At 48.4% G+C, this 24731-nt stretch carries 23 protein-coding genes; 21 read left to right on the forward strand and 2 right to left on the reverse strand.

Features of this window, described 5'->3' with window-relative positions:
* Window positions 1-32 precede the first annotated feature (32 nt).
* The 18 genes from B3759_RS12335 (at window position 33) to B3759_RS12425 (ending at window position 16362) form a co-directional block, all read left to right on the forward strand.
* Window positions 33-416, forward strand: coding sequence for a hypothetical protein (locus B3759_RS12335; protein ID WP_291366177.1), 384 nt, complete (start codon window positions 33-35; stop codon window positions 414-416).
* Window positions 416-1096 carry a hypothetical protein gene (locus B3759_RS12340; protein ID WP_291366178.1) on the forward strand — a complete coding sequence of 227 codons (681 nt, stop codon included), beginning with the start codon at window positions 416-418 and terminating at the stop codon, window positions 1094-1096. The genes B3759_RS12335 and B3759_RS12340 overlap by 1 nt, the downstream gene beginning before the upstream one ends.
* Entirely contained in the window at window positions 1096-1944 is an 849-nt protein-coding gene (locus B3759_RS12345) for a hypothetical protein (RefSeq protein WP_291366179.1), read from the forward strand. Before B3759_RS12340 ends, B3759_RS12345 begins: the two co-directional genes overlap by 1 nt.
* Before the next feature lie 52 nt (window positions 1945-1996).
* Complete coding sequence (locus B3759_RS12350) at window positions 1997-3559, forward strand: phage tail protein (RefSeq protein WP_291366180.1); 1563 nt, start codon at window positions 1997-1999, stop codon at window positions 3557-3559.
* Window positions 3559-3984: a hypothetical protein gene (locus B3759_RS12355; protein WP_173575318.1), complete on the forward strand. Its 426-nt coding sequence runs from the start codon at window positions 3559-3561 to the stop codon at window positions 3982-3984. The genes B3759_RS12350 and B3759_RS12355 overlap by 1 nt, the downstream gene beginning before the upstream one ends.
* 14 nt (window positions 3985-3998) lie before the next feature.
* The gene (locus tag B3759_RS12360) at window positions 3999-4304 is read left to right on the forward strand and encodes a hypothetical protein (RefSeq protein WP_291366181.1); all 306 of its coding nucleotides are present in this window, start codon (window positions 3999-4001) and stop codon (window positions 4302-4304) included.
* A 136-nt stretch (window positions 4305-4440) separates the two neighbouring features.
* Complete coding sequence (locus tag B3759_RS12365; RefSeq protein ID WP_291366182.1) at window positions 4441-5325, forward strand: hypothetical protein; 885 nt, start codon at window positions 4441-4443, stop codon at window positions 5323-5325.
* Complete coding sequence (locus B3759_RS12370; RefSeq protein WP_291366183.1) at window positions 5325-6224, forward strand: hypothetical protein; 900 nt, start codon at window positions 5325-5327, stop codon at window positions 6222-6224. Before B3759_RS12365 ends, B3759_RS12370 begins: the two co-directional genes overlap by 1 nt.
* A 1266-nt stretch (window positions 6225-7490) precedes the next feature.
* Window positions 7491-7778 (forward strand): helix-turn-helix transcriptional regulator, encoded by a 288-nt coding sequence (locus B3759_RS12380; RefSeq protein ID WP_291366185.1) that lies wholly within the window; start codon window positions 7491-7493, stop codon window positions 7776-7778.
* Window positions 7779-7965: 187 nt separating this feature from the next.
* A complete protein-coding gene (locus B3759_RS12385) occupies window positions 7966-10602 on the forward strand; it encodes a DUF927 domain-containing protein (RefSeq protein ID WP_291366186.1) in 2637 nt (878 codons plus the stop codon).
* A gap of 852 nt (window positions 10603-11454) precedes the next feature.
* Entirely contained in the window at window positions 11455-11925 is a 471-nt protein-coding gene (locus tag B3759_RS12390) for a hypothetical protein (RefSeq protein ID WP_291366187.1), read from the forward strand.
* 105 nt (window positions 11926-12030) lie between these two features.
* Window positions 12031-12318, forward strand: coding sequence for a hypothetical protein (locus tag B3759_RS12395; RefSeq protein WP_291366188.1), 288 nt, complete (start codon window positions 12031-12033; stop codon window positions 12316-12318).
* Between the two features lie 193 nt (window positions 12319-12511).
* Window positions 12512-12880: a hypothetical protein gene (locus B3759_RS12400; RefSeq protein ID WP_291366189.1), complete on the forward strand. Its 369-nt coding sequence runs from the start codon at window positions 12512-12514 to the stop codon at window positions 12878-12880.
* 330 nt (window positions 12881-13210) lie between these two features.
* Window positions 13211-13795 carry a hypothetical protein gene (locus B3759_RS12405; protein WP_291366190.1) on the forward strand — a complete coding sequence of 195 codons (585 nt, stop codon included), beginning with the start codon at window positions 13211-13213 and terminating at the stop codon, window positions 13793-13795.
* A 102-nt stretch (window positions 13796-13897) separates the two neighbouring features.
* Complete coding sequence (locus tag B3759_RS12410; RefSeq protein ID WP_291366191.1) at window positions 13898-14185, forward strand: helix-turn-helix domain-containing protein; 288 nt, start codon at window positions 13898-13900, stop codon at window positions 14183-14185.
* A gap of 31 nt (window positions 14186-14216) precedes the next feature.
* Complete coding sequence (locus tag B3759_RS12415; protein ID WP_291366192.1) at window positions 14217-14555, forward strand: hypothetical protein; 339 nt, start codon at window positions 14217-14219, stop codon at window positions 14553-14555.
* Between the two features lie 47 nt (window positions 14556-14602).
* On the forward strand, window positions 14603-15859 hold the full coding sequence (locus B3759_RS12420; RefSeq protein ID WP_291366193.1) for a DNA-primase RepB domain-containing protein: 1257 nt from the start codon (window positions 14603-14605) through the stop codon (window positions 15857-15859).
* Complete coding sequence (locus B3759_RS12425) at window positions 15850-16362, forward strand: hypothetical protein (RefSeq protein WP_291366194.1); 513 nt, start codon at window positions 15850-15852, stop codon at window positions 16360-16362. The genes B3759_RS12420 and B3759_RS12425 overlap by 10 nt, the downstream gene beginning before the upstream one ends.
* 58 nt (window positions 16363-16420) lie before the next feature.
* Here the strand turns inward: B3759_RS12425 and B3759_RS12430 are convergent, their stop codons facing one another.
* Together B3759_RS12430 and B3759_RS12435 are read right to left on the reverse strand one after the other, a co-directional pair.
* Window positions 16421-17473, reverse strand: a complete 1053-nt coding sequence (locus B3759_RS12430; RefSeq protein WP_291366195.1) for a phage antirepressor KilAC domain-containing protein — start codon at window positions 17471-17473, stop codon at window positions 16421-16423.
* A gap of 313 nt (window positions 17474-17786) precedes the next feature.
* Window positions 17787-18353, reverse strand: coding sequence for a hypothetical protein (locus B3759_RS12435; protein ID WP_291366196.1), 567 nt, complete (start codon window positions 18351-18353; stop codon window positions 17787-17789).
* 192 nt (window positions 18354-18545) lie between these two features.
* On the opposite strand from B3759_RS12435, the gene B3759_RS12440 reads away from it, so the two are divergent.
* Genes B3759_RS12440 through B3759_RS12450 form a run of 3 tightly spaced genes read left to right on the forward strand, consistent with a single transcriptional unit; the run spans window position 18546 to window position 24545 of the window.
* On the forward strand, window positions 18546-21290 hold the full coding sequence (locus tag B3759_RS12440) for a class I SAM-dependent DNA methyltransferase (RefSeq protein ID WP_291366197.1): 2745 nt from the start codon (window positions 18546-18548) through the stop codon (window positions 21288-21290).
* Window positions 21290-23344, forward strand: coding sequence for a DEAD/DEAH box helicase (locus tag B3759_RS12445; protein ID WP_291366198.1), 2055 nt, complete (start codon window positions 21290-21292; stop codon window positions 23342-23344). Before B3759_RS12440 ends, B3759_RS12445 begins: the two co-directional genes overlap by 1 nt.
* Window positions 23337-24545 carry a GIY-YIG nuclease family protein gene (locus tag B3759_RS12450; protein ID WP_291366199.1) on the forward strand — a complete coding sequence of 403 codons (1209 nt, stop codon included), beginning with the start codon at window positions 23337-23339 and terminating at the stop codon, window positions 24543-24545. The genes B3759_RS12445 and B3759_RS12450 overlap by 8 nt, the downstream gene beginning before the upstream one ends.
* The last annotated feature ends 186 nt before the right edge of the window (window positions 24546-24731 follow it).

The following is a 24731-nucleotide window of genomic DNA, read 5'->3' on the forward strand; positions in this document are numbered from 1 at the left end:
ATTTCTGGGTCATTTTCTAGAAAGTTTTATCTATGTCAGAAGATGTTTTGAGCGAAATAGAAAAAGTCAATATACGGCGTTATTGCTGGTATCCTGTTCGTGGAAATAGTCACATCTCGGGTAGCTGGCTGTATTTTTCTCATTACGGAATGCTAGAGTATAGACTGTCTAATTTTTCACAAGAAGAAATACAAGTTATCCGCTCTATGTTATCGACATTATCTGTTCTCGAGCAAGGTCCAGCAACTTCTGCTGACAATTTAGATACAGATAAAGCAGCGATTTGGACTCACAATAAAAACGAATTTCAAGATAGAGTAAATTTATTCAAACAGCAAAGGCTGGAGCTTGTTAAATTTATAGGCGTTGATGTCGGTCCAGGATTCAATTCTTCTTTAATAAAATTGTCTATCTAATGAATATAGATAAATTACAGAAAAAAGCAGCATATGGATTTCAAAAGGCAGCAACCATTGTAGGGGTTTCTGTTATTCAAACACGTCCACAAAATTCATCGATGCCGCTAACCTCAGAAAAAATAGCTACCCTGAAGTGTCTCATAGATCCATCGGCATCCTTTACTGGGGTATCTCCGACTATATGGGGACATAAATTTTTATTTGCCTCAATTGATACCACTGGCATTAATGTGGGCGATTATCTTGAAACACAGCCAGACGAAAACATAGACAACATTACAACAGATATTTACTTTGTAGCACGATTCGAGCCATGGAAACCCCTACTTATAGTACAAACTAATAAATCAATATCTTTTTACGAATCAGATCTTTCTTCTGATAACAATTCAATTGGTCTCCGTCCTCCTTCTGGCCCAGTTTGGAAAGAAGATGTTGAAGTGGCATCTAACTATCAAGTGTCAATGCTTGAGGTATCTGCATCTGGACGCTCACCAACCGGTTTAGGAACGGATCTTTCTCTCGGTAATTGGGAAATACTCATGCCCAAAATTCCTGATGTCACATTATATCAAGGGCTGAGAATTAAGGATATGGATCAAAACTGCTATCATGTACTAACTGTTGAAGAAACTGAATTCGGATTACGTTTAGTAGCCAAAAGCGATCAAGCATAATGTCTTCAGTTTCTGAAATAGAAAATATAATTTGCAGCACTATAAATAGCTATGTTTATCCAGATAATTCCAGTGGAACACTCAATTCAACAATCAATGAAGACATAAAAATTTGTCGCGGATGGCCTCAAGAGGTAGAATTATCAAAGGATTTGATGTCTTCATCAGGAATTTCTTGGGTAGCCGTCAATCAACAACCAGGTCAGACAAAAAACAAAACACGATATGGGCGACAGTGGAAAATTCTTGATACCAATAATTCATTTGGACTATCAGTAAATAATATTACCGACCTATCTTATAAAGTCGAATTTTCCGGGACGGCTCTTCAAAATGGTCTTGCTGGCATCGTCGTAGCTGAAAAGGCATATCCTGTTCCAGTCCAATTAGGTCAGAATTCTGATACAGTCACAAGCAACATATACGATCTTATTAAATCAGATTACCCGACGCAAATATCTATTGATGGATCAACTATAACGTCTCAACAAGGCGTAGCCATAAAAGGATTTTGTGGTGAAAATAGAACTATGTATCAGGAGATTAGTCGACTAGAAGATATATTCTGCACTTCTATTTTTTCCCCATCTATTATTTTACGTGACAATGTCGAGAATGCTGTTATGGAATCTTTGTTATCCTCGGAGATTCTATCAAATGCAACTTTCGATAGAGGTATTATAAATTTTCAGGATAGGAAATTATGCGACAACAATTTAAATGCGAATCTATATCGCGTTGATATTATGTGGTCGATAGAGTTTTCAATTATATCCACAATGTCGTGCCCTCCCTTATTGTGGCCATCTATAGATGTAAATTCTCTTGATATATTCGGAATTACATAGACCTCACCATAGAAACACTATAAAATTCATAATAATTCTATAGGAAATAAAAATGACTGTTATAAGTCAGTCAGGAACCCTGAACACAAGTTCACTTACGGTCCCTGATCTCTATATTCAAATCCAGACAAGTGGAACAACTTCACTCTCTGGCGCTCAAACGGACATCGTCGGTATTGTCGGAACTTGCTCTTGGGGGCCCAAAAACACGCCTTTAGTTTTTGGAACATCCGCAGAACGAGCCGCCTATTTTGGCTCCATGCAAGACAGTTCCTTTGATTTAGCTACCATTGCCTCTACCGCTATTTTGCAGGGAGCCTCCAATTTTGTTGGAGTCAGAGTTACAGATGGCACAGACACAGTCGGTTCTGCGCCAATTCTTCAACAAAGCGACAATGAAACATATCCGGTTTTAATAAAGTCAAAGTACACAGGATCAGAATCAAACAATATCAGCTTTAATCTTTCTCCAGGCTCGGCCCCTAAAAGCTGGAAGATAACGGTAACAATGCCAAACTATCTTCCAGAAACATTTGATAACATAATCCAACAAACAGATAACAGTGTTTTTTGGAATAACTTTGTTTCAGCCATTAATAATGGACAGTCATCTACTAGAGGACCAAGTTCTATAATCACTGCAGCACTTGGCACCGCAGTTGATGTAACTCCAAGCGCAGTGAGCACCACAGCGCTGACAGGTGGTACAGATGGAAACTCAGGAGTAACAGCCAGCACACTGCTAGGCTCAGACGGACTTACTCGAACGGGCATGTATGCTCTAAGAGGACAAAAATGCAGTCTGGCGGTTCTTGCAGGTGTAACGGATGATACGACCTGGTCCACTCAAGCAGAATTTGGTTTGTCGGAAGGGATCTACATGATCACATCTGGCGCCCCCAGTGAATCGGTCGAAACAGCCTCAGCAAAACGCAATTCGGTCGGTGTAGACAGTTATAGCCTGAAGGCTATGTTGGGTGACTGGCTCTATTGGTATGATAGCGAGAACTCACTTACCAGATTAGTGCCTCCTACAGGTTTTGTTGCAGGGCGACTAGCTGCTCTTTCACCTCAACTTCCAAGCCTTAATAAACAAATATATGGTGTTATTGGCAGTCAGAAATCTGGGCTTGTAAGCTCTGGACAAAATTCAACTTATTCTTCGGCTGAACTGACCTCTCTTTTCACCAATGGAATTGATGTTATTTGCAATCCTGCCCCAGGGGGAAGTTACTGGACAGTAAGAGCAGGTATAAATATTTCCAGCAACTCAGCAAACAATGGCGATGAGTATACTCGGGTCACTAATTTTATCAGTGAAACACTCGCCAATGGAATGGGAATATATATTGGCCAGCCAATATCTCCTACTTTGTTCACTGATATTGAAGCTACCTTAACCGGATTTCTTTCGGATCTGGAGCAACAAGGTGTCATCGGTACTGCTTCAGGTAGCACGCCCTATTCCGTCATCTGCTCAACGACGAACAACCCACAATCTCGAACTTCTTTGGGATTCTTGCAGGCTGATATCAACGTCACCTATTTTGGTATCAATAAGAAATTTATTGTAAATATTACAGGGGGAGCCGGCGTAACGGTTTCAAGTAACTAATGGCTACTGCATATACACTTGGTCGACAAGGTTCCATTATTCTTATTTGGAATGGAAACAGAATTGACATTCAGGATGTTACTGATTTCAGCGTCCATCAGGAAATTCGTGCTCAAAAAGTTTCCCCTCTCAACAAGCCTCCAGTTGAATTCAACACACCTGCAGGGTGGAGAGGATCATTCACGATTGATAGAGGGAATTCTGCTCTAGACGATTTATTCAATACAGATGAACTTGCTTTTTGGAATTCCAACACTATTTCATCTGGTGTTTTATATTGTTATATTCAGGAAAGTGACGGGAGCACTTCTAAGTTTGAATATAGTGGCCTGACTTTAGCATTTTCAAATGCAGGAAAGTTTACAGCTGAAAGTGTGGTATCTCAATCTGTGACCTTTTTTGCCAGCCTGAGAAGGGCCATATAATAATGCAGGATAATATGGTTAAACTGGTTTGTGAAACTGGGAAAGAACTTACCTACAAGGAAATAACTCCAAGTGAAATTCTTGATGTTATTTTGATTTGTGGCCCAGAGGGCTCAAAAAATGAAACTTATATGAATGTTGTTCAACAATGGTGCTCAATTCGCGCCATTAACAGCATCCCAGTGCCATTTCCGAAAAATAAAAACATGCTCGATACGTTAGCTAATGATATTGGTATGGATGGAATAAAATCCATTGAAGACTATCTAATATCAAAAGAAGACAGTGAAGAAAACGATATAAACTTAATAAAAAACTAGCATCCTCTTCATCTTTATCAGAAATAATAACTCTATTAAAGGCGAATATTCCCTATGACCTGATCATGCAATGGGACTGGCGTTTGCGTGCTGCTGCTATTATCGTCATAGGGAAAATGGATGGAGGGGAGTTTTCGTGGGAGCGCCTTCAATGGTTGGAGCAAAACTCCGAATAAATGCCTACAATAAAAAAAACAATTTACAAAAATTATTTAACAAACAATATAATACATTTAACAAAAGAATAAATTACCTAAAAAATAAATTCACAATTAATTTAAACAAAAGCACAAGAAATTTTCAGCCACAGAATTTAATATCTCAAACTCATTACACAATATTAAAACAATTAACCCACATAAAAAAAGAAAAAATACACAACAAAACAAGAGGAATTATAGAAAAATTAACAAAGAGACCTTCTCACACACATCATAAGATACAAAAAACAACACAAATAAATATAAAAACCCATAACAACACAAAAAATACTCCCATACATTTATACAAATACAAAACACATAACGGAAATATCAATCAGACAGAAAACAGAAAACATATAAACAAAACACTTTTTGTTAACAACCGAAATGGAATAATTTTACATACCTCACACAACTCTCATATTGATCTTACAAAATCAAACACACAGATAAAAAATACAAATTTATTTAAAACAGGCGACTCAAAAAACATAAATAAGAATTTTATTTATTCATACAACAACAATAAAAATACAATAACGAAGGGAATAACAGAGCGGAGACATACTAAAACAAACCTCTCAAACACACCAAGAAAATCATTAAATAAACTAATCGACAACGGAAGCCTTCCACCATCACACAACATAGAAGACGAATTAAATAATATTCAAAAAAATTCAATCAACAAAACTGATTTTCATGAAATAATGAACTTTGTTGAATCTGAAATAAACCAATCGCTTCGCTCCCCTCCCAGCGGCTCATTAATGTCATGGGTGCAAAGTGTTCCAAGTTATCCTGGATTACATATCTAATGAGCTTTTTAGGCATTGTTTCCTCTATAGAATCTGCTCTTGGCACTCAAAATTTTATATTGGGGCCAATTACTTTTCTGGATACAGAAGTACCTTCTGAGTTGTTCTGGGGCGGCTATCAAGCAACTGAAACATTTCATCAGATCGGTGGCGCGAAAGTCGTCATTCTTAATGGATACTATGATCAGCCACTAACTTGGAGCGGCATTTTTCGAGGCAGTTCAGCTCTTCAGAAAGCAAGAACACTCGATGCCATGGCTCGAAGTGGTAATTCTTATACTTTCTCAGGTGGCGGAATTTCAAGAAAAGTCGTTATCACTGCTTTTCAGGCTTCTTATACAAATTGTGGAACAATTATTCCTTACAAAATATTTTGTGAAGTCATTCCCCAGACTGTAGCTACATCAGCCTCCACCTTATCTTCTCTGGTTGGTTTACTGAACTCCGATCTTTCAAGCGCATTTTCCACCACAACAAGCTTACTTTCTGACGCCAGTTCCTATGTAAGTTATCTCACAAATGTCTCAAGCACTTATGCCGGACAAATAACCCCTTTAGCTAATTTGATTGGCGAGGGTGGTGAAGTATCTACCCTAAACAGCAAATTATCAGGTCTCTCGACACAAGCTGGCGCTCTATCTTCTTTAAGTTCAAATCTAGATTTTACGAATCTTCAAAGTAATATTTCTTCATCCACAAACTTGAATTCATCAATATTCAATGCTTCCAACACGGAAATATCATCTATTTCAGCTAATTCTGGTGATAATCTGGTCTCAGGAGCACCATCCCTGATTGCTGCTACCGCACATTCCGGAATATTGGCGACATCAGCACTGAATAACTCCTACTTAACGCGCTCTTCCAATAATATCTCTCTTTCAAATATATTATCGTGAAATGAAAATGAAAGCTGGAAAAACAATTAACGTAAGTGCCAGTGATATTTCACTATGGCATATCGCCGCTAAATATTTGGGGGACGCAACACAAGCAAACAGAATTATGTCCCTCAACAATCTCGATGACACATGGATTTTAACGGTCACCACTCTCACATTACCCAGCTACGACCTCAGTCAAGGTGGGGGAATCAACCAATAATTATAAATATACATCTTATATTTTACCTGCCTTGAACAATCGACCTGAAAGCCGTGGAACATAGTCACGGCAACCCAATTCCCCCATCACGCCTTCTGTTATCGCCCATCTCAATAAATGCCATTCCAGCACCCCACAAAAAGCTGGGATGACACGGATCTCGTGTCTTGATGCTGGAAAAGCCTGAAGAAGCACTTGGTTGGAATGGCTGCAACCACATCCTGAGCCGGATGCGAAACATCTATTCCAGCCATTACAAATGTAATCAGCAGATATTTTATCGTCTTCAAATTTTATGAAAAATGGCGGAGGGGATGGGATTCGAACCCACGATACGCTGTTAAGCGTATAACGGTTTAGCAAACCAAAAATGAACCCCTTTCCCATCAAGGGGTTATCGAATTATGTTGTTGTTTTACAACGATTTTCTCTACCCCTAGATGTATGATGATGGATAGAAATACCCTCAAACGGAAGGTCGATTGTCGCAAATTGTCGCAAGATTCGCTCCGTCATGTTCTTTTTCTGTTCCCAATAAATATTTCCTTAATCACGGAGTTGTTATCAGACTCCCCTAGATGCCCCTAGCTACCCCTAAATGCCCTAGCGCTAGCCCTCCCACCCCCTAGCGCGTCGCAACACTCTAACGCCTGAATCTTCATCCCAGAGATGTTCCGAAACGCCATGAAATGAGCAAAATTCAAATTCATGGACGTTTTTTAATAATTGAATTTGCAGTTCATAACAAAAAAGCAAAGAAAAAAATCACAACAGAAGTCATCTATACCTAATCAGGGCAAATTATCATATTTTCTGATTATTCTCTTATTATAGAACGATTTTTCTTAAAAACGAATTCGATATGAAAGATATGGTTGTGCAAAAGCGGTTATTTTTTTGACCGTTTTTGCACAATAAGATTGTCACTTTTTGCACAATCGACCTGAAGCGATTTGCTCTTTACTTATTTCACGAATTTGCATCATGCTTGTTTCAAGCGCCAAGGCAAAAAGCCCAGCCGCAACATCAATGAATCATGAAATATAAAAGGAACACTAGCCATGAATCTTCCGAACGACGATTCACGCCTGCTTCTCAATGAAGACCAGGCAGCCGCTATGCTCGGGGTCTCTGTTTCGATGCTGGTCAAATTGCGTGCAGCGTGCCGTCACAATGCCGGCGGGCGGCAAGGCCCTGCGTATGTAAAGCTGGGAAAGTCCGTGCGGTATCGCATTGCTGATCTTGAGGCATGGATTGAGAACAGTCTCGTCCGCCCAGCGACATCACCCGCTCGTCCGATAAGGGGCCGCCCGCGTAAAACAGAACCGGGCAATGCTGTTGCTGCGTAAACAGTGCAATGACGACAAAAAGAAAACGCTGACCGTTCCCGCCCCAGGAACGACCAGCGCCACCCAAAAACACACAAAAAACACACACATATCGAAGAGAGAATCGCTTCCTTTTTGATATGCGTGTTTTGGGTGGCGAGTCAAGCGTTTTCTCCGAAAAAATATGGAGAAGATGATGAATACGCAAATGAACACAGCCTCCAACCCCTTCAAAGGGAAACGCCCTTTAGATCGCTTTGCTGATGCGTCTGCTGATGTGATCCAGATGCCGACGACCTATTCTCCCCCGCCTGCACGGCAGGCTGACGAAAAGGCGAAAAAGCCGAAACGGCAACCGAAAGCGATCCGCCCAGGCGAACTCTGTCCTGAAATCCCGACCAAAAAATATCCGGCGATCGACGCATTTCAGCGACTGAAACCCGATGCTATTTACGTTTATTGCAATGCAGAGCAAAACGTAATTTGCGCCGTCCTGAATTGCGGAAGCGACCGCAAAACAATAGTCTACGGCACTAAAGATGGTCATCCGGCATGGCATGTAATCGACAAGGCTGAACAGAATAAACTCCTGCCAGTTCTTCCGATTTATCGAGCAGAAATGCTTGCGCGTGCAAAATCACTGCCTGTCGTTGTAACATGCGGTGAGGCGGCGGCCGATACCCTGCAAAATGAACTGCAAGGTGTGGTTGCCGTCTCCGTCATGCCCGGCGCCGCGAACAAAACGGACTGGTCGCCTTTGCGCGGTCGCACCGTCACAGTATGGCCCGATGCAGGCGCGGACGGTCTGAAACTGGCTTGTGAGATTGCCCAGCACATCGACGACGATCAACCGGCAGACAGCGCATCGCCGCTGGTCAAGGTCGCTCGTCTCCCGGATGCGTTGCCCGAAGACTGGAAACCGGGACAGCAGTCGGCAGAGGGCGAGAACGTCAATTATCAAGAGATTGTCGATGCGGCCGTTGAAGTGAAGGAAATCACAGATGCTGACGACGAGAGCGGAGTAGAATACCCGAAGAATTATGTCATGACCCCATCAGGCTTGATCTATCTGATGCCGGCGACTTCATCCAGAGAGTTTGCGTCGGATACTGAAATCGAGGTAACGACCAGGCCGTTTGAAGTCGTATCTCTCGCGAGCGATCATCTCGGCAAAGGGTCGAGCATCGTCATGAGATGGCGAGACGATCAAGGTCGCCCACAGACATTTGTTGCGCCAAAATACAACATCACCAACCCTCGCTCAGACGTATTTTCTCGCATGTCTGACGCGGACTTCGGATACGACCCATCGAAAGCGACATATCTCCGGACATTCCTGATGAAGCTCAAGTGCAGCAGCTTCGTCCGTCTTGTCGATAAATGCGGCTGGGACAAATCCGAAATGTCGGCGTTCATCATGCCGGGCGGGGAGGTTGTCGGAAACGGGAATGGAGACAAGATCGTCTTCCGTTCAGAAGGCGTCGATATAGAGAAAGCGGCAGAAGATTACTCTGAATCAGGAACGCTCGAAGAATGGCAGGATAATGTCGCCCGGCTGGCCGTGGGAAACGATCTTCTCGTTCTGGCTCTCTGCATTGCCTTCACAAGCCCTCTCCTGGCCCCACTTCAGAGCGCGATGTCAGATGCTGATGATGATGTCGAACCGGGTGGTGTTCACCTTTACGGCACGTCTTCGACGGGGAAAAGCACAGCGGCTGTGGTTGCGGCGAGCGCTTGGGGTGGCAAATCAGTCGTGAAGCAATGGAAATCAACGGATAACGGGATGGAAGGGATGGCAGAACGGGCGAATGGGACAGGTCTCTTCCTTGACGAAATGACAGCTATCGACGCACGAAAACTCAACGACATCATTTATATGCTGGGAAATATGTCCGGAAAAACGCGCATGTCTTCTGACACAGCATTGAGAACGACAAAAACTTTTGTGCTGGCGTTCCTGTCGTCGGGGGAGGATAGCCTGGCAACCCAGGTCGCTTCGGTCGGCGGCAAAGTCATGCCGGGCGTTGAGGCTCGTATGCCCTCCATCCCAGCAGACGTCGGGGCCGGCATGGGGTTGTTCTCCAATCTGCACGGAGAGACTGACCCCGCGCTGTTCTCATCCCAACTTAAAAAGGCGGCCCGGAAATACCATGGCACAGCCTCCCGGCACTTCCTTCGGCATCTTGTTGAGGAATTGAAGCGTGAAAATTTTGATGAATTCTGCATGAAGTTTAATAAATATGTGCGTGAATTCGTCGAAAAGAACGTGCCAGTTGGGGTAACCGGACAGGTTCGTCGAGTAGCGAGCCGGATGGGCGTTATGGCGGCGGCGGGCGAAATAGCGACTTCATACGGGACGCTCCCCTGGCCGAAAGGAACGGCCATGTCCGGCGTCAGCGCGGCGTTTCAGTCGTGGCGCAAAGTCCGAGGCGGCGATGGTGCCGCCGAAGAAATCAATGCCGTCCGGCAGGTTCGCTCATTCCTTGAGATGTACGGAGAGGAACGGTTCACATGTTATGAGCGGGCAGAAAATGCGATTGACGCTGCGTCAGATGTCCAGCCGGACGACTTTACCGGAGGCGCACGCAATCGGGTCGGATTCCGGCGATTGAACAGGAGCGGGACTTGGGATTACATTATTACGCCACAGGCGTGGGAAGACGTGATCTGTAAGGGGATCGACCCGGCCCGCGCCGCGAGAGCCGTGTGTGACGCGGGAGCGCTCATCGTGGACGGCCGGAACCTGAAGGTAAAACAGAAACTGCCAGGCATGTCAGATCGAGTGCGATGCTACATCGTCACGTCCGCGATATTCACGACGGGAGACGCTTCAGACACACAATAGGCAGACGCGCCCGACTTCTGCCCGACCTCCGCCCGACATTGGGTGGAGGTTTTTCTTTGCCCAGAATGGCGGAAAACTGCCATTTTCTTGAGGTCTGCCCGACTGCCCGACATGCCCGACATGTTTTTCGGCGTATAGAGGGAGAAGCGCGTGTTGTTTGCGGAGTGCGGGGCGGGCGGAGGCTGGGGCCGGGGCTGGGAGGCAGAGATGGTGTGAAATTCGCCCTTAAAGCACTTTTTCTTAAAAATATGTCGGGCAGTCGGGCAGATGGTAAAAAAGCTATGTTTATCAATGGTTTGAGTCTGCCCGACATGTGTTTCGTATGTCGGGCGGATGTAGGGCATGTCGGGCAGAAGTCGGGCAGGGTGAGAGTTTGGGAAACTTCGACGTGATTCCGAGATTCTGAAGGGGGTCTCGAAGAGAGACGAGGAAAGGCCGGCTGCCGCCGGCGGATGTCGCGTCTTCACGACCAGAAGATTCAGAAAAGAAACGCTCGGGCCTCGTAAACGCCAGCCCGGCGGCAGCCGAGGCAATCCCCACGCCCTCTTCAAGCCCCCTTCAGCCTTTCCTTAAACCCCCCGGTTTCAGGTAATCATCACCACGATACATGTAATGTAAACATGTTTACCTAATCACTCTAAACATCCTCAAACACATATCGAATTTACAACAATAAAAATAATGCCTTTCCTTCTTTTTATTTCCATATTTTCTTGACAAATCGCTCGAAACGACTTATATGTAGAGAGTCAGGCAGGGAGCCGTCTTCAACAAATGTCTCCTGACTGACGCAACACCAGAAATGCGAGCCTGCCGGACGATACATGCCGCAGGCAGTCGTGGAGACGTAAAATGGATACGAATTTCAAGGGTGATCCCCGCGCTTACAAGATCGCAAAAATCAAGGAAGACTTCGCAGACGAATTCGACGCCTGCGTCGCTGCGGCTGTCGAATACATGCGCCGCAAAGCACGCAAAACCCACCCTCCCGGCACATTTGACAGCGTTGGGCGCTTTTACGCGGATGAACGCACCCAGGCTGTCCGGTCGTGCCGTTCACCATCTCGCGCATGGCCCCTCCCAGAAATGAAGGCCGCGCGGACTGTTGCTCACGTCGCTGAAGTTTTTGAAGTTGGGGATTTGGTAACGGAAATCCGACAGATCGTGAATTTCGCCGACGCTCGTGGCGCGGACGACCGCGATCTGCGCCGCCTGATCGAAGCAACGCTGAAATTCGTCGCTGAGAACCCCAAGAAGACCCGCAAGCCTAAACCCGCTGAGATCACTCCCGACGCCGACGCCCCGGCCCAGGCAGCGGCTTAAACGGAACGAGAAAGGCCCGCAGAACCAGAAGATTCTGCGGGCCTTTCTTCAGGCATCCTTGCGGAGCCGTCTTCAACAACACTGTTTTATCAGGTCATCTCAGAAATGCAACAGAAATTTGACACAAAAGCCGTCATCGAGACAGACGACCTGGCTGCCCTCAAATTTGTTATGGCGCAGGCATGGGAAATGCGCGTTCTGGGCGGCTGGGAGGGGCGTATGCTGATCATGCAGCGCGACAATCACACAATAAAAATCTGGCATCGACCAGATGGCATCGCAGAATTCGAAATCGACGATTTCCTGATCGATCTTTCAGGCAGCACAAACATCGCACGCTTTTTGCGTTCTCTGATGCCCGCCTCCGCATGTGTAGCAAGGGGCGTGTCGTGATGCCCCCTGCACCCTCCGCGATCAGATCAGCCCGGAAAGCGGCGGGTCTGACCCAGAAATGCGCCGCAGAGACAGTGTCCGTTGCGCTTTCGACATGGAGAAAATGGGAGGCTGGGACGCATCGTATGCCGCCGCCTTCGTTTGAAATGTTTCTGCTTAAAACGCAGTCAAAAAAAGCCGTGGAGAAGTAATCATGTCTTTCACCAAAATGACAGTGTCTGGCGACGCAACAGAAGCGTCACTTGCGATAGTCCTAGGCGTTAAACGTGACATCGTAATCAATGCCACGGCAGGCATCATCATTGATCTGATGAGCCGCGACCGCCTTTCATACAGTCACGACCGTCTGACCTGGCCGTCTGGCGCATACCTTTGCCTCGACGCTCATAGCCGCACCGAAATCGAAACGGAAATGAAAAAAGGTAAGGTCATGTCGGACATGATCATGACCGGCAGGCAATTTTACGAACAAGTTCGTAAGCGTGAAGAAGAAGCCCAGGCCAGACGTGATGCAGCCATAGCCTCCGGTCAGTCCGACGCGCATCCTATCGCCGCTGAATGATCACAAAAACGTGATCCTAGAACCCAACCTCGCGACAGAAGCCACGTATGCCGTTTTTTTACTCAAAAGTCGCTCAGACGCAAAAAAAGCTAAATCGTCGCCATACGTGGCTTCTAGGCATGCATCTAGGGTGCTTTTCACATCAACCTCCGCTTGAAGATTTACGATCTTCTAAAAAGTCAAGTATTTTTCTAGCGTTTTTCTTGATTTTTGTATGTCACGGTGCTATATAATAATTGTCAGCGTGAGAAAAACACCTGATGCCAGACGGGAATCTGGCAGATCAATCTGGCGCCGCATCGACACCGCGCCCTTTGCGTGAGTAAAAAAATGTCAAAATCTTCAAATTTGAATACTCAGGAACTTGAAGCCCGCGTCCAACGGAACGGCTGGCAACGCGATCGTCATAGCCTTGAAGCCCGGCGGCTGTTGAATGGTAATTATTTGACGGTCGGGAGAACCGGCGAGCGCATATTCCTGGCCGAAACGACAGACGGTCTGTTTCATCGAAAAAACGGCCTAAATGTCGTGAAGATTCATGAAGAGTGGTCGATTTATTCCAGCTTAAAGACCGTTGAATACTTCGAATATCAGATCGATACGATGCTTCAGCTTGATAAAAATCGGCTATCGAACGGCAATTACTTGACTATAGAACGTAGCGCCGACGATCGTTTCGCTGTTATCGAGACGACAGACGGCGCATTTGCGGGGCAAGATAGCGAGAATTTCGTCAATTTTCACACGGACTATCCCCCATACAGCCTCTGTGTGCGGGCTTGGGCCGACTTAGTAGTGGCTCAGAGCGTTCACGCAGCAATTATCGCGGAGGACGCCCGGCAGGCGCTCGCAGTCGTAAAGAGAAATGAGAAGCGTCGGGCGGCTCGCGCAAAGAAGAAAGCGAGCGCAGCCTGACCCCCCCCAAGACCGCAGTCGCCGGGCGGGAACCCGGCGACCGTTCATCACCAAAGCGGCGCATCGACACACCGCTTTTAGCGAATCATGGAAGCTAAAGCAATGAAAAATCCCGAACCACACACCATCCGTTCAGCCCGAGCCACATCTGGTCTGACCCAGGCAGAAGCCGCCCAAACCGTCTTCGTTTCGCTTGTGACCTGGGCGCGGTGGGAAGCGGGCACATGCCCCATGCCGCCCGGCCTTTTTGATCTATTCATGATCAAAACGAACCAGAACGAAATCATCTGTGAGCAAAGCGTGCTGCGTGGTCTGGATGATCTCATCAGCGACGCGATTGCTCTGCGTAAGAAAATCACTGCCGCCCGACCGGCGATTCCGGCAGAATAACCCGAACGATTCAGCAAACAGGATTCAGATCATGTCAAAAATCAATACTGCCCTCATCAATCGCCTCGTCGCCGCCGGCGGCACTGTTATCAAAAAAAAGGCGCCCGAACCTGTCCGCTCCTGGCACGACGACCCCGACGACAGAGATCGTGAGGTTCGCAAATACGATCCAGATGACTACGAATACTGGTATAAATACAGTATTTTCTTCAACAGAAAGTCAGAGATACTTGCGGGTATCGACTTTCATGACATTCCTTCGGTTCATTACGATGCGCTCGCTGATGACTGGTATGCAGAGACATCGCTTCATACGCAGTCAGTCCTCGCCGCAGTCCAAGCGCGGCTTCGGTGTCAGAGCGTCATCTGATCTACAAATCGATGATATAATCAAACAGAACAACATCATGCGAGATCATGAAAATGGATGAAATATCAAAAGACGAAATCGCTCGCCTGCGCCGTCTTGATCCAGCCGGTGTCCATGCGGCGCTGATCGCGTCAGGTGATCTGTCTATAAACACAGCGATCCCAAAGCGCATCGGCAATCTGCGACCGGCAGAAAACGCCATTGACGCGGTCAAATTCGCCAAAAAATGCGACTATAATCAAGCGCTCGAATGGCTTCATGAGCATTTTGCACACGATCAGACGGCCTCGCGAAACGTCGGGATCAAAAAGGTCGAGCGAGAATTGTTTGATTCCGAAATCGTAATCAATCGGCTGGTCAAACAGCAGATGGATGCCTTGGGTTGCAGCGAAGCACGGATTACGCTGATGTTCAAGGAAGCCGACGAAACATCGCAGCAGGATGCTCAGGTCGAGATCATATCAGAATCCGATCTGGCCGCCGCGCATCTTGGGCAAGATGAGGAACCCGAAAAGCGGAAAAACCGGTTCGGGTTCCTGGCCGGGAAGCGTATGGAGAACGGCGAGAAGGTCGAGAAATTCTACAACACGAAAGATATTCAGAACTCGGTCGGTATGTTGCGTCATCGCAATGGAGAAGGGCTAAACGTGCTGCTGACGCCGATGGACAGGCATTGCTTCTACATCCTTGTTGACGATGCTCTGGATCGCCACGGCAGGGAGTCTGAATCGCCGGTCAAGTCATGGATCGACGCCGGCTTCAAACCCTGCCTCGCCTTGCAGACGTCATGGAAATCACATCAGATTATCTTTCGTGTACCGAAAGAACCGTTTCGATTCAAAGACGCTGTTGGCAATGATGATTCCTGCTTCGACCGTCAAGGACTGCATAAATACTTCCAGTCCCTAAATCGTGACTTCGGCGACCATCGCATTTCTGGCCTTCGCCATGGCATCCGCCTTGCAGGCTATCGCAATGTTAAACCTAAACATGCCCGTGAGGTCGAAGGCAAAGCATGGGGCGTGGAATACCCGTTCGTCAGGATCGAGCATTCCGAATCGACGTTCTGCGAGAAAACCTTAAACGATGCGTTGAAAATGTGTTCGCACAAGGTGGCGGGCAATATCGAACGAACGAAACAGGCACTACTTAACCACAGAAACGGCGTGACCCGGCCGCAGCAAGTCATGCCGCCCAGATCAATCCGCCCCGCATCTGCCCTGGGTCGCATGATTTCAGCGCAGGACGCAGAGCGAGCGGCTAGGCAAGACTCAGAAAAACAGGAGAAAGCCAGGTGTCGATAATTTCCGCTCTTCGCGCAGCATTTTCGTTCTCAGCAAATGTCGCAGACACCCTCAGCAATGGACTTTCTGAAGCTGCCGGCGCTGATGTCCAAAAGCGCTTGAAGCAAAATCTTTCAGGACAACCGCAAAATCATGAGCCGTCTGAGGGAGACAAAAAAGAGAAAGAAAAGGCGTCACAACCAGCAGTAACATTCACTATTCCCGAACATGCAGGCCCCATCAAAGAGCCGGAATTCAAACCAGAACCATTGCCACCGCTTCCGCCTAAACCGCCACCCTTACCGCCAAAAAAACTAGCCCCAATCAATAACGCATCGAAACAGAAGCCGTTACCCGTTCAGGCCATGCCGCCGCCCCGTTCTTCAGTTTCCCGGCAGCCTCGCAAACCCGCATCGCAGCAACCGCGCACGGCTTTAGGAAAGATGGTGGCAGCGCAAGACAAAGCGCGCGCATCTGCATCAGAACAAAAACAAACAGAAAAGAAGGGCGGACGATCTATCTAGCAAAAAATAAAAGCCCCGTAATTATTCGGGGCTTTTATTTTGTTTCCGTGCAATACCCTTAATAATATTCAGTGCGATGTTTCTCAGCTTCGGCTTGATACGCCTCAAACTCTGCCTGCCTTTGCAGTTCGCGCCGCTCTGCATCGCGTCTGTATCTCGCTCGCGTGCCGTCCTCGACGCGATGACCAGCAAAGGTTGAGGGCACGGGCGCTGGCATAGAAACATCGGCGTTGGCCCTAAGCGCCGCCGGCACGAGACGCGCGAGTTTTGCCAAACCCTTCGATGTGACCCTGACCTGTTCTGTAATTCTCTCTTCGCCGTTTGGTGCCATGATCACTGAAATCTTGTGTGTCAGATAACCAGATTTGATCTTGTCTTGATATGCCGCGAGAGGCGATTTTCCGCGCCGGAAAAGCCACCCTTCCCGGCGCAGCAATGCCATAAATTTTCGTGGTGCGACGCCGATATTTTTGGCTGCATCTGAGAGCGTGAGGGTGCCTTCCGCATAAATCAGACGGTCGTGAATCGCGGCCCTGGGCATACTGTAATTCAAGAGGTCTGTCTGAGAATGGATAGTCTCCAGGCGCTCTTGCGCGAGAGCCTGATTCTCAGCGACTAGACCCTGAAGTCCATTGATGACCGCAAGCGCCTGTTCAGCAAGCAACGCCGGCATGGATGGCGCAGGGGATGGTTCAGGAGCCGGCTGGGTGTGGTATGATCCCGTGCGCCGGATACTCGGCAGGACTTCTGACGTGATCCACTTCTTGAATCGCCTGGCCTCCGGCTTCCGGCTGGTGATTGTCAGACTATAGACCCCGGACTCATTGATCAGCGTCGGGGCTGCGCCATGACCGAAAAAATGGCGGTTTTCTGCACCCTCGGTATTACCGAGGGTCATTTTTTCGTCGGCGTCGAGGCGAGATGCCGCGTCGGATGGATTGCGGATGTCAAGCACGCGGCACACGTCAGCGAGAACCCACCAAGGCGCATTGTCGATCATGACGATGCGGATTGCGACGCCCTCGAATGGGTGTGCGGAAATCTGAGAGTTCGCGGCATGGGTGGAATGTGTGTTAAACAGGTCAGCTTGCATTTTGATGTGTCCCATCATTGCAAGTTAGCCTCGGCCGGTCGCGCGGCCGGGGCGCCTGAGCGAATGCCCAAACACCAGTATATACACCCGATTTTCGCATGGCGCATAAATCGCGCACCCATAAATGACAATGTCCCGGTTTAGTCCGAGATTTTATTGAATCGTGCGGAATCAGACGGAAGGTTCAGAGAGGCATAATGATTACGATATTCTGAAGGGGGCCTCCGAAGGGGTGGGGTGCAGGACGCGGCTGCCGCCGCTCGCGCGTTTACGAAGCGCCGCGCACACACCCCGGACAAATACAGAAGGGGCCTCTGCCCCCTTTTACAGTCTAGGTGAAAGTCCATTTTCCATAGAATCCATAGGGGCCTGTCCACCCCTTAATAAGTAATTTCTCCATTTTGGTTCGATACACCAGAATCATAGAACAATATCTTTTCCACAAGCGCATGGTGAATTGTCGTTCAAATTCAATGTCGTTTGCATGACGACCACAAGGGTATCGTGCCCAACTTTCATTCCCACTTGAAAGCATGTCGAACACCCATTTATCTCGGGATTTGTATGGAATAAGAGAGGTTCTCTCGGCTAATCTCCAAAGGTTATGCGTGGCTATTTTTTTGTCTATGCGCCCTTCGGAAACAAGAGAAGGGTCTTCGTAAATACAAAATGCTTTCAGCATATTTTCCATCGCGAAAGCGGCTAGAAGGAAAGTGCCTTTATTCGCATCATCCCAAACCATCACCGGCTGGCCATCTTTCATTAAGGTCGTATGACCCCGCCCTCGGTTATTCCAAAGAATTAAAGCCTGCGAATGTAGATTATTAGATGTGCGATACCATTGATGTGGATTAGCCGCATCCAAAAACCTCTCCTTCTGTTCGTCATTGAACGACATTGTGCTGATAACCTCTCCGCCTTAAAATCGTTATGCTTTATTATTACGTAAACATATTGACTCGCCGACGGGAATAGTCTGCCAGACCGCAACCCAGAACACGATTCCGTCCCATAGCCTCTTGTTCTAAACAGATATAAGATCAGCGGGCCATGTGGTGACTGTCGAGATAGAAATGGGGTTGGGTAGGCGATGAACGCCGTAGAGATTGAAGAAGCAGTATCCGCGCTTGCGGAGCAACCATTTGATGCAGAAGAGTTTCCTTACCTTTTTCTCCTGGCCTTCGGCAACAAAGACACTACCATCAAGCGTCTCCGGGCCGCCAAAGGCTCAACCAATGCCTCTGACATCCCAGGTGCCGTCCTCCAGCGGAATAACATCCATATTGCGACCTGCCCGCCCGGTGAGGTGACGCGGACTTTGACCGCCCTCCGGGATAGCCCAGCCACGTCTAAGGCCAAGGCCAAGTTCATCCTGGCGACGGATGGTGAGACCTTCGAGGCGGAGGAATTGGATACAGGCGAGACCGTCGCCTGTGCCTATGCGGACTTCCCGAATCATTTCGGCGCGTTCCTTCCGCTTGCAGGCATCACGACGGTCAAGCAAATCCGCGAAAGTTCGTTCGATATTCGTGCGACCAGCAAGCTAAACCGGCTGTATGTCGAATTGCTGAAAGACAATCCCGACTGGGGAACTGCCGACCGCCGTCATGACATGAACCATTTCATGGCCCGCCTGATCTTCTGCTTCTTTGCCGAAGACACGGATATTTTCCAGGAAGGTCACTCTTTCACAAACACGGTCGATACAATGACCGAGCGAGATTCGTCTAACACCCATGAAGTGATTGGCGAACTGTTCCGCGCAATGAACACCCCTACGGCAGAGCGAAAGAAAGCAGGCATTGCTCGTTACGCCGATCGGTTCCCATACGTTAATGGCGGTCTATTTTCAGGCAGTCCCGAAGTGCCGCGTTTCAGTAAGATCGCCCGCTCGTATCTTATCCATATCGGCGCCCTCGACTGGACGAAAATCAACCCGGACATCTTCGGGTCTATGATCCAGGCCGTGGCAGATGATGAGGAACGTGGCGCACTTGGGATGCACTATACGAGCGTTCCCAACATCCTCAAGGTGCTGAATCCTCTCTTTTTGGATGATCTGCGGGCACGACTAGACGAGGCCGGTGACAATGCCCGGATGCTCTTAAACCTACGCAAGCGTATGGCGAGGATCAGGGTGTTCGATCCAGCATGTGGCAGCGGAAATTTCCTTGTTATTGCTTACAAGGAGATGCGAGCCATAGAGGCTGAGATCAACAGCCGTCGCGGGGAAGCCGATCGTCCTTCAGAGATTCCCCTGACTAATTTCCGTGGAATAGAACTGCGCGATTTCCCGGCCGAGATTGCGCGTCTTGCGCTCATTATCGCAGAATTCCAATGCGATGTGCTGTATCGCGGTCAGAAACTGGCGCTGGCTGAGTTTCTGCCGCTAAATGCGGAAAACTGGATTACCTGCGGTAACGCTCTTCGCTTGGACTGGTTGAGTATATGTCCGCCGACAGGAACCGGCACTAAGCTAGTGAGTGACGACCTGTTTCAAACCCCGCTGGATCAACCCCAGATTGACTTCGATAATGAAGGTGGAGAAATATATATCTGCGGCAACCCACCTTACCTTGGAGCAAAGAAGAAAAGCTCCGCGCAAGCCGAGGATATGGACGCTGTAGGATTAGGTAATGCGCAGTTATTAGATTACGTATGTGCATTCATTGTGAAGGGACTTTCTCTTGTCGGACAAGAAAAATGTCGGATGGCATTGGTATCGACCAGTTCTATATGTCAAGGCGAGCAAGTTTCACTACTTTGGCCAAAGATATTTTCGCAAGCGTCAATTTCCTTTGCTTATCGACCATTTAGATGGGCAAATTCCGCAGCGAACAATGCGGGCGTTTATTGTACTATCATAGGGTTGGAGGCAGAAGAAAAAAAACCAAAACTTCTGTTTTTTGATGAACAGGCGCAAGAGTGTCAAAGTATAGCTCCCTATCTCATCTCAGGGCCAAAGGTAGTTTGTGAGCCGCGAGATAAACCGATCTCTAACATTAGCCCGATGAAGATGGGTAGCAATCCGGTCGATGGCAAACGCCTGATTCTCGACGAAGAAAGTATCAAGTCTATATTAGAAAATAATCCGCATGCCGCCAAATTCATAAAAAAATATGGCGGCACTCAAGAGCTTATTTCTGGAAATTCTCGCTGGTGCCTGTGGGTATCTGAAGCAGATGCTTCGGAGGCAACAGCAATCCCGGAGATACGTAAAATAGTTGATAAATGCCGATCATACAGAGAAGGCGCAGGGAGGGACGCCCGAAAGGCTGCACGCCGACCATATGCGTTTTGTTATTCGACATATGAAGAACAGGATTTCATACAAGTCGGCAACACAATCGGTAATGGCTTTGACTATGTTCCTGCTGACTTGAAGAAATCAGGTTATGTCTCCAATCATGCGGCATTTACAATATACGGAAAATCTTTGATTGAGTTTTCACTGGTTGTATCAACTATGCATAGGGTATGGGCGGAGACCATCGCAGGACGACTAGGAAATGGCATCCGTTACGGCAATACCGTAGTGTATAATACATTCCCCGTTCCCACTCTGACCGACAAGATGAAGGCCGACCTGACCCGTTGCGCTGAAGACATCCTGTTGGCACGCGAGGCTCATTTCCCCGCGACCATTGCGGAACTGTATGATCCCGAAAAAATGCCCGCCGATTTGCGTGAGGCGCACGACCGCAATGACGAAGTGCTGGAGCGCATCTACATTGGCCGACGTTTTCGCAATGATACGGAGCGACTGGAAAAACTGTTCGATCTCTATACCAAAATGACCGCCGGAACCGGATCGAAGAAGAAGGTAAAAGCCTGATGAATATTAAAACTCAATCCGTCCCTTCTGTCTCTGTCTCTTACGCGGCCAATGGGAGTTCAACCAAGGCCAATGCTATGGGGATGCGCCCCATGCAGGAACGCGCCTATGAAAAGCGCGGCGAACAGTATCTTCTCATCAAGTCTCCTCCAGCTTCGGGCAAAAGCCGGGCGCTTATGTTTATCGCCCTCGATAAGCTGGCAAATCAGGGACTGAAGCAGGCCATTATCGTCGTGCCCGAAAAAAGCATCGGGGCAAGTTTCCATGACGAGCCTCTGACCCAGTTCGGTTTCTGGGAAGACTGGCACGTAGAACCCAGAAGAAACCTGTGTGATGCAGCCGGCGGTGATAATGGGGGCAAGGTCAATTCGGTCGAAGCGTTCCTGAAGAGTGACGACAAGGTGCTTGTCTGCACGCACGCCACCTTCCGCTTCGCCGTGGACAGGTTCGGCATTGAGGCTTTCGACGATCGTCTTATTGCCGTCGATGAGTTCCATCACGTCTCGTCAGATTCAGACAACAAACTGGGTCATCACCTCGGCGCGTTCATTGCCCGTGACAAAGTGCATATCGTCGCCATGACCGGCTCATATTTCCGGGGCGACGCAGTCGATGTCTTGTCACCACAGGACGAGGCCAAGTTTGATACCGTAACCTATACCTATTACGAGCAGTTAAACGGCTATCGGTATCTCAAGCATCTCGACATCGGCTATTTCTTCTATTCCGGCTCCTACGCCGACGACATCCTGAAGGTTCTCGACCCAAAGCAAAAAACCATCATTCACATCCCCAGCGTCAATTCGCGCGAAAGCACGAAGGACAAGATGAGGGAAGTGGAGCATATCATCGAGGCTCTGGGCGACTGGCAGGGGTCTGACCCTGTTACCGGCTTTCAGTTGGTAAAAACGGAAGACGGACGGACGTTGCGGATCGCTGATCTGGTGGACGATGACAAGAACAAGCGTGACCGCGTATCCACCGCATTGAAAGACTCAACCCAGAAGAACAACCGCGACCATGTGGACATCATCATTGCCCTGGGCATGGCCAAGGAGGGCTTTGACTGGATTTGGTGCGAACATGCGCTCACCGTTGGCTATCGATCCAGCCTGACCGAGATTATCCAGATCATAGGACGTGCTACCCGCGATGCGCCAGGGAAAACCCGCGCTCGCTTTACAAACCTGATCGCCGAGCCAGATGCGTCGGAAGAGGCCGTAACCGAGGCCGTGAACGATACCCTTAAAGCCATTGCCGCCAGTCTGCTGATGGAACAGGTTCTCGCGCCACGATTCGAATTCAGATCGAAAGCGCCAACCAACGAACCGACTGAGGGATTCGATTATGGTGACGAAGGCTACCAACCAGATAAATGCAATGTCGGGTTCAACGAAGAGAAAGGTAAATTCCAGATCGAAATTAAAGGTCTGGCTGAACCCAAAAGCGAAGAAGCAACCCGCATCTGCGAAGAAGACCTGAACGAAGTCATTACCGCCTTTGTTCAAGACAAGACCGCTCTTGAACGTGGGCTTTTCGATAAAGAACTCGTTCCAGAGGAATTGACGATCTCCCGTATGGGAAAAATCATCAAAGACAAATATCCCGAACTGGATGAGGAAGATCAGGAAGCCGTTCGGCAGCACGCCATCGCGGCTCTGAATCTGACGCAACAGGCGGCTCATATTGCGACGAGTGGCGATGGAGAGCCAGGAGCCAACACGGCCCTGATCGATGGCGTGCGTAAATTCGCAATGGACGTGCGAGAACTGGACATTGATCTGATTGATCGCGTCAATCCGTTTGGTGAGGCTTATTCCATTCTGGCTAAAGCCATGAGCGAAGAGAGTCTGAAGCAGGTTGCGGCCGTAATCGGTGCCAAACGTGCGACGATGACATTGGAAGAAGCGCGTGTTTTATCTAAACGAGCGTTGAAATTCATGCAGGAACGTGGCCGGCTCCCCTTTATAACATCGACTGACCCCTGGGAGAAAAGCATGGCCGAGGGCGTTGCGTTCCTTGCTCGCATGAAGGCGGAGGCGGCTCGTGGCTAAAGGTTTTACCGACGAAGATGATGCGCTCCTGTCGGCGCTGGGCGTTGAAGTCGAGACAAAGAAAGAAGCCTCTAAAACCCCAAAAGAAGAGCGCATTATAGCCGGGTTTGAGGAAATCCAGCGGTTTGTGGATGAACACGGACGCGCTCCCCGCCATGGGGAAGATCACGACATTTTCGAGCGTCTATATGCAGTCCGTCTCGATCGGCTTCGCTCGCAACCCGATTGCATGGCATTGCTTCTGCCTATGGATCATCAGGATATTCTCTCCAATGCTATTGTCATTGAAGAGATCGATGAAAACATTAGCGACGATGAACTGCTTTCCATGCTCGGCGTGGACGGCATCGAGCAGAATTCAATCACTGAACTGCGCCATGTCCGTTCCACAGCAGAAAAGCGGGCAGCCGAGGAAATCGCCAACCGGGAGCGCTGTGAGGATTTCGATACTTTCAAGCCGCTGTTCAATGCAGTCCAGAGAGACATCGAGATCGGGACGCGCATTACTCGGCCGATCAGGAAAGAGGCCGGTTTTCTGAAGACCGACATCAGACCTGGTGAGTTCTTTATCCTTGGCGGTCAAACAGCATATGTTGCCGAGATTGGCGAGACCTTCAGAGCGCCCAATGGTGAGAGTGATGCCCGTCTGCGCGTCATTTATTCCAATGGAACCGAAAGCAACATCCTGCTTCGTTCCCTTCAGCGTGCGCTTTACAAAGATGAAGCGAGCCGCCGAGTGTCAGAACCCAGTGCCGGGCCATTATTCGCCGGAGACAACGACGACGACGATCTTGCAAGCGGAACCATTTACGTTCTGAGAAGTGAATCCGACAATCCCATTGTCGCGGCTAACAGAGACCTTGTTCATAAGATCGGCGTAACTGGCGGAGACGTTGCTAAACGGATAGCTAATGCAAAACTTGATCCGACGTTCCTGTTAGCTGATGTCGAGGTCGCGGCGACTTACAATCTGTTCAATATCAGCCGGACGAAACTTGAGAACATCATCCATCGTATTTTTGATCCGGCGCGACTGGACATTCAAATCGAAGATAGGTTCGGGAACCCCGTCATTCCGCGCGAATGGTTCCTTGTTCCCTTGTTTGTCATCAATGAAGCCGTGGAAAAAATCAAAGATGGGACAATAACCGGATACGTTTATGATCCCAAAAAGGCGTCGCTGGTCAAACGGAAGGGCTAATACCCGGCGAAACGCTTCCCCATATTTTTTGTTGCTGAAGCAGTCCCAAGGGGGCCGGAAGGCGATGGGGGCAGGCCCGGCTCCGCCGGGGTGGTGTTGCGAAAGCATTAAACGACGTAACCGCCCAGGCCGGCGGCAGCCCGGCCAATCCCTGACCGCCCCGCCGAGGCCCCCTTCAGCTTCTCG

This window comes from Acetobacter sp. UBA5411 (genome assembly GCF_002409645.1).
GTDB lineage: Bacteria > Pseudomonadota > Alphaproteobacteria > Acetobacterales > Acetobacteraceae > Acetobacter.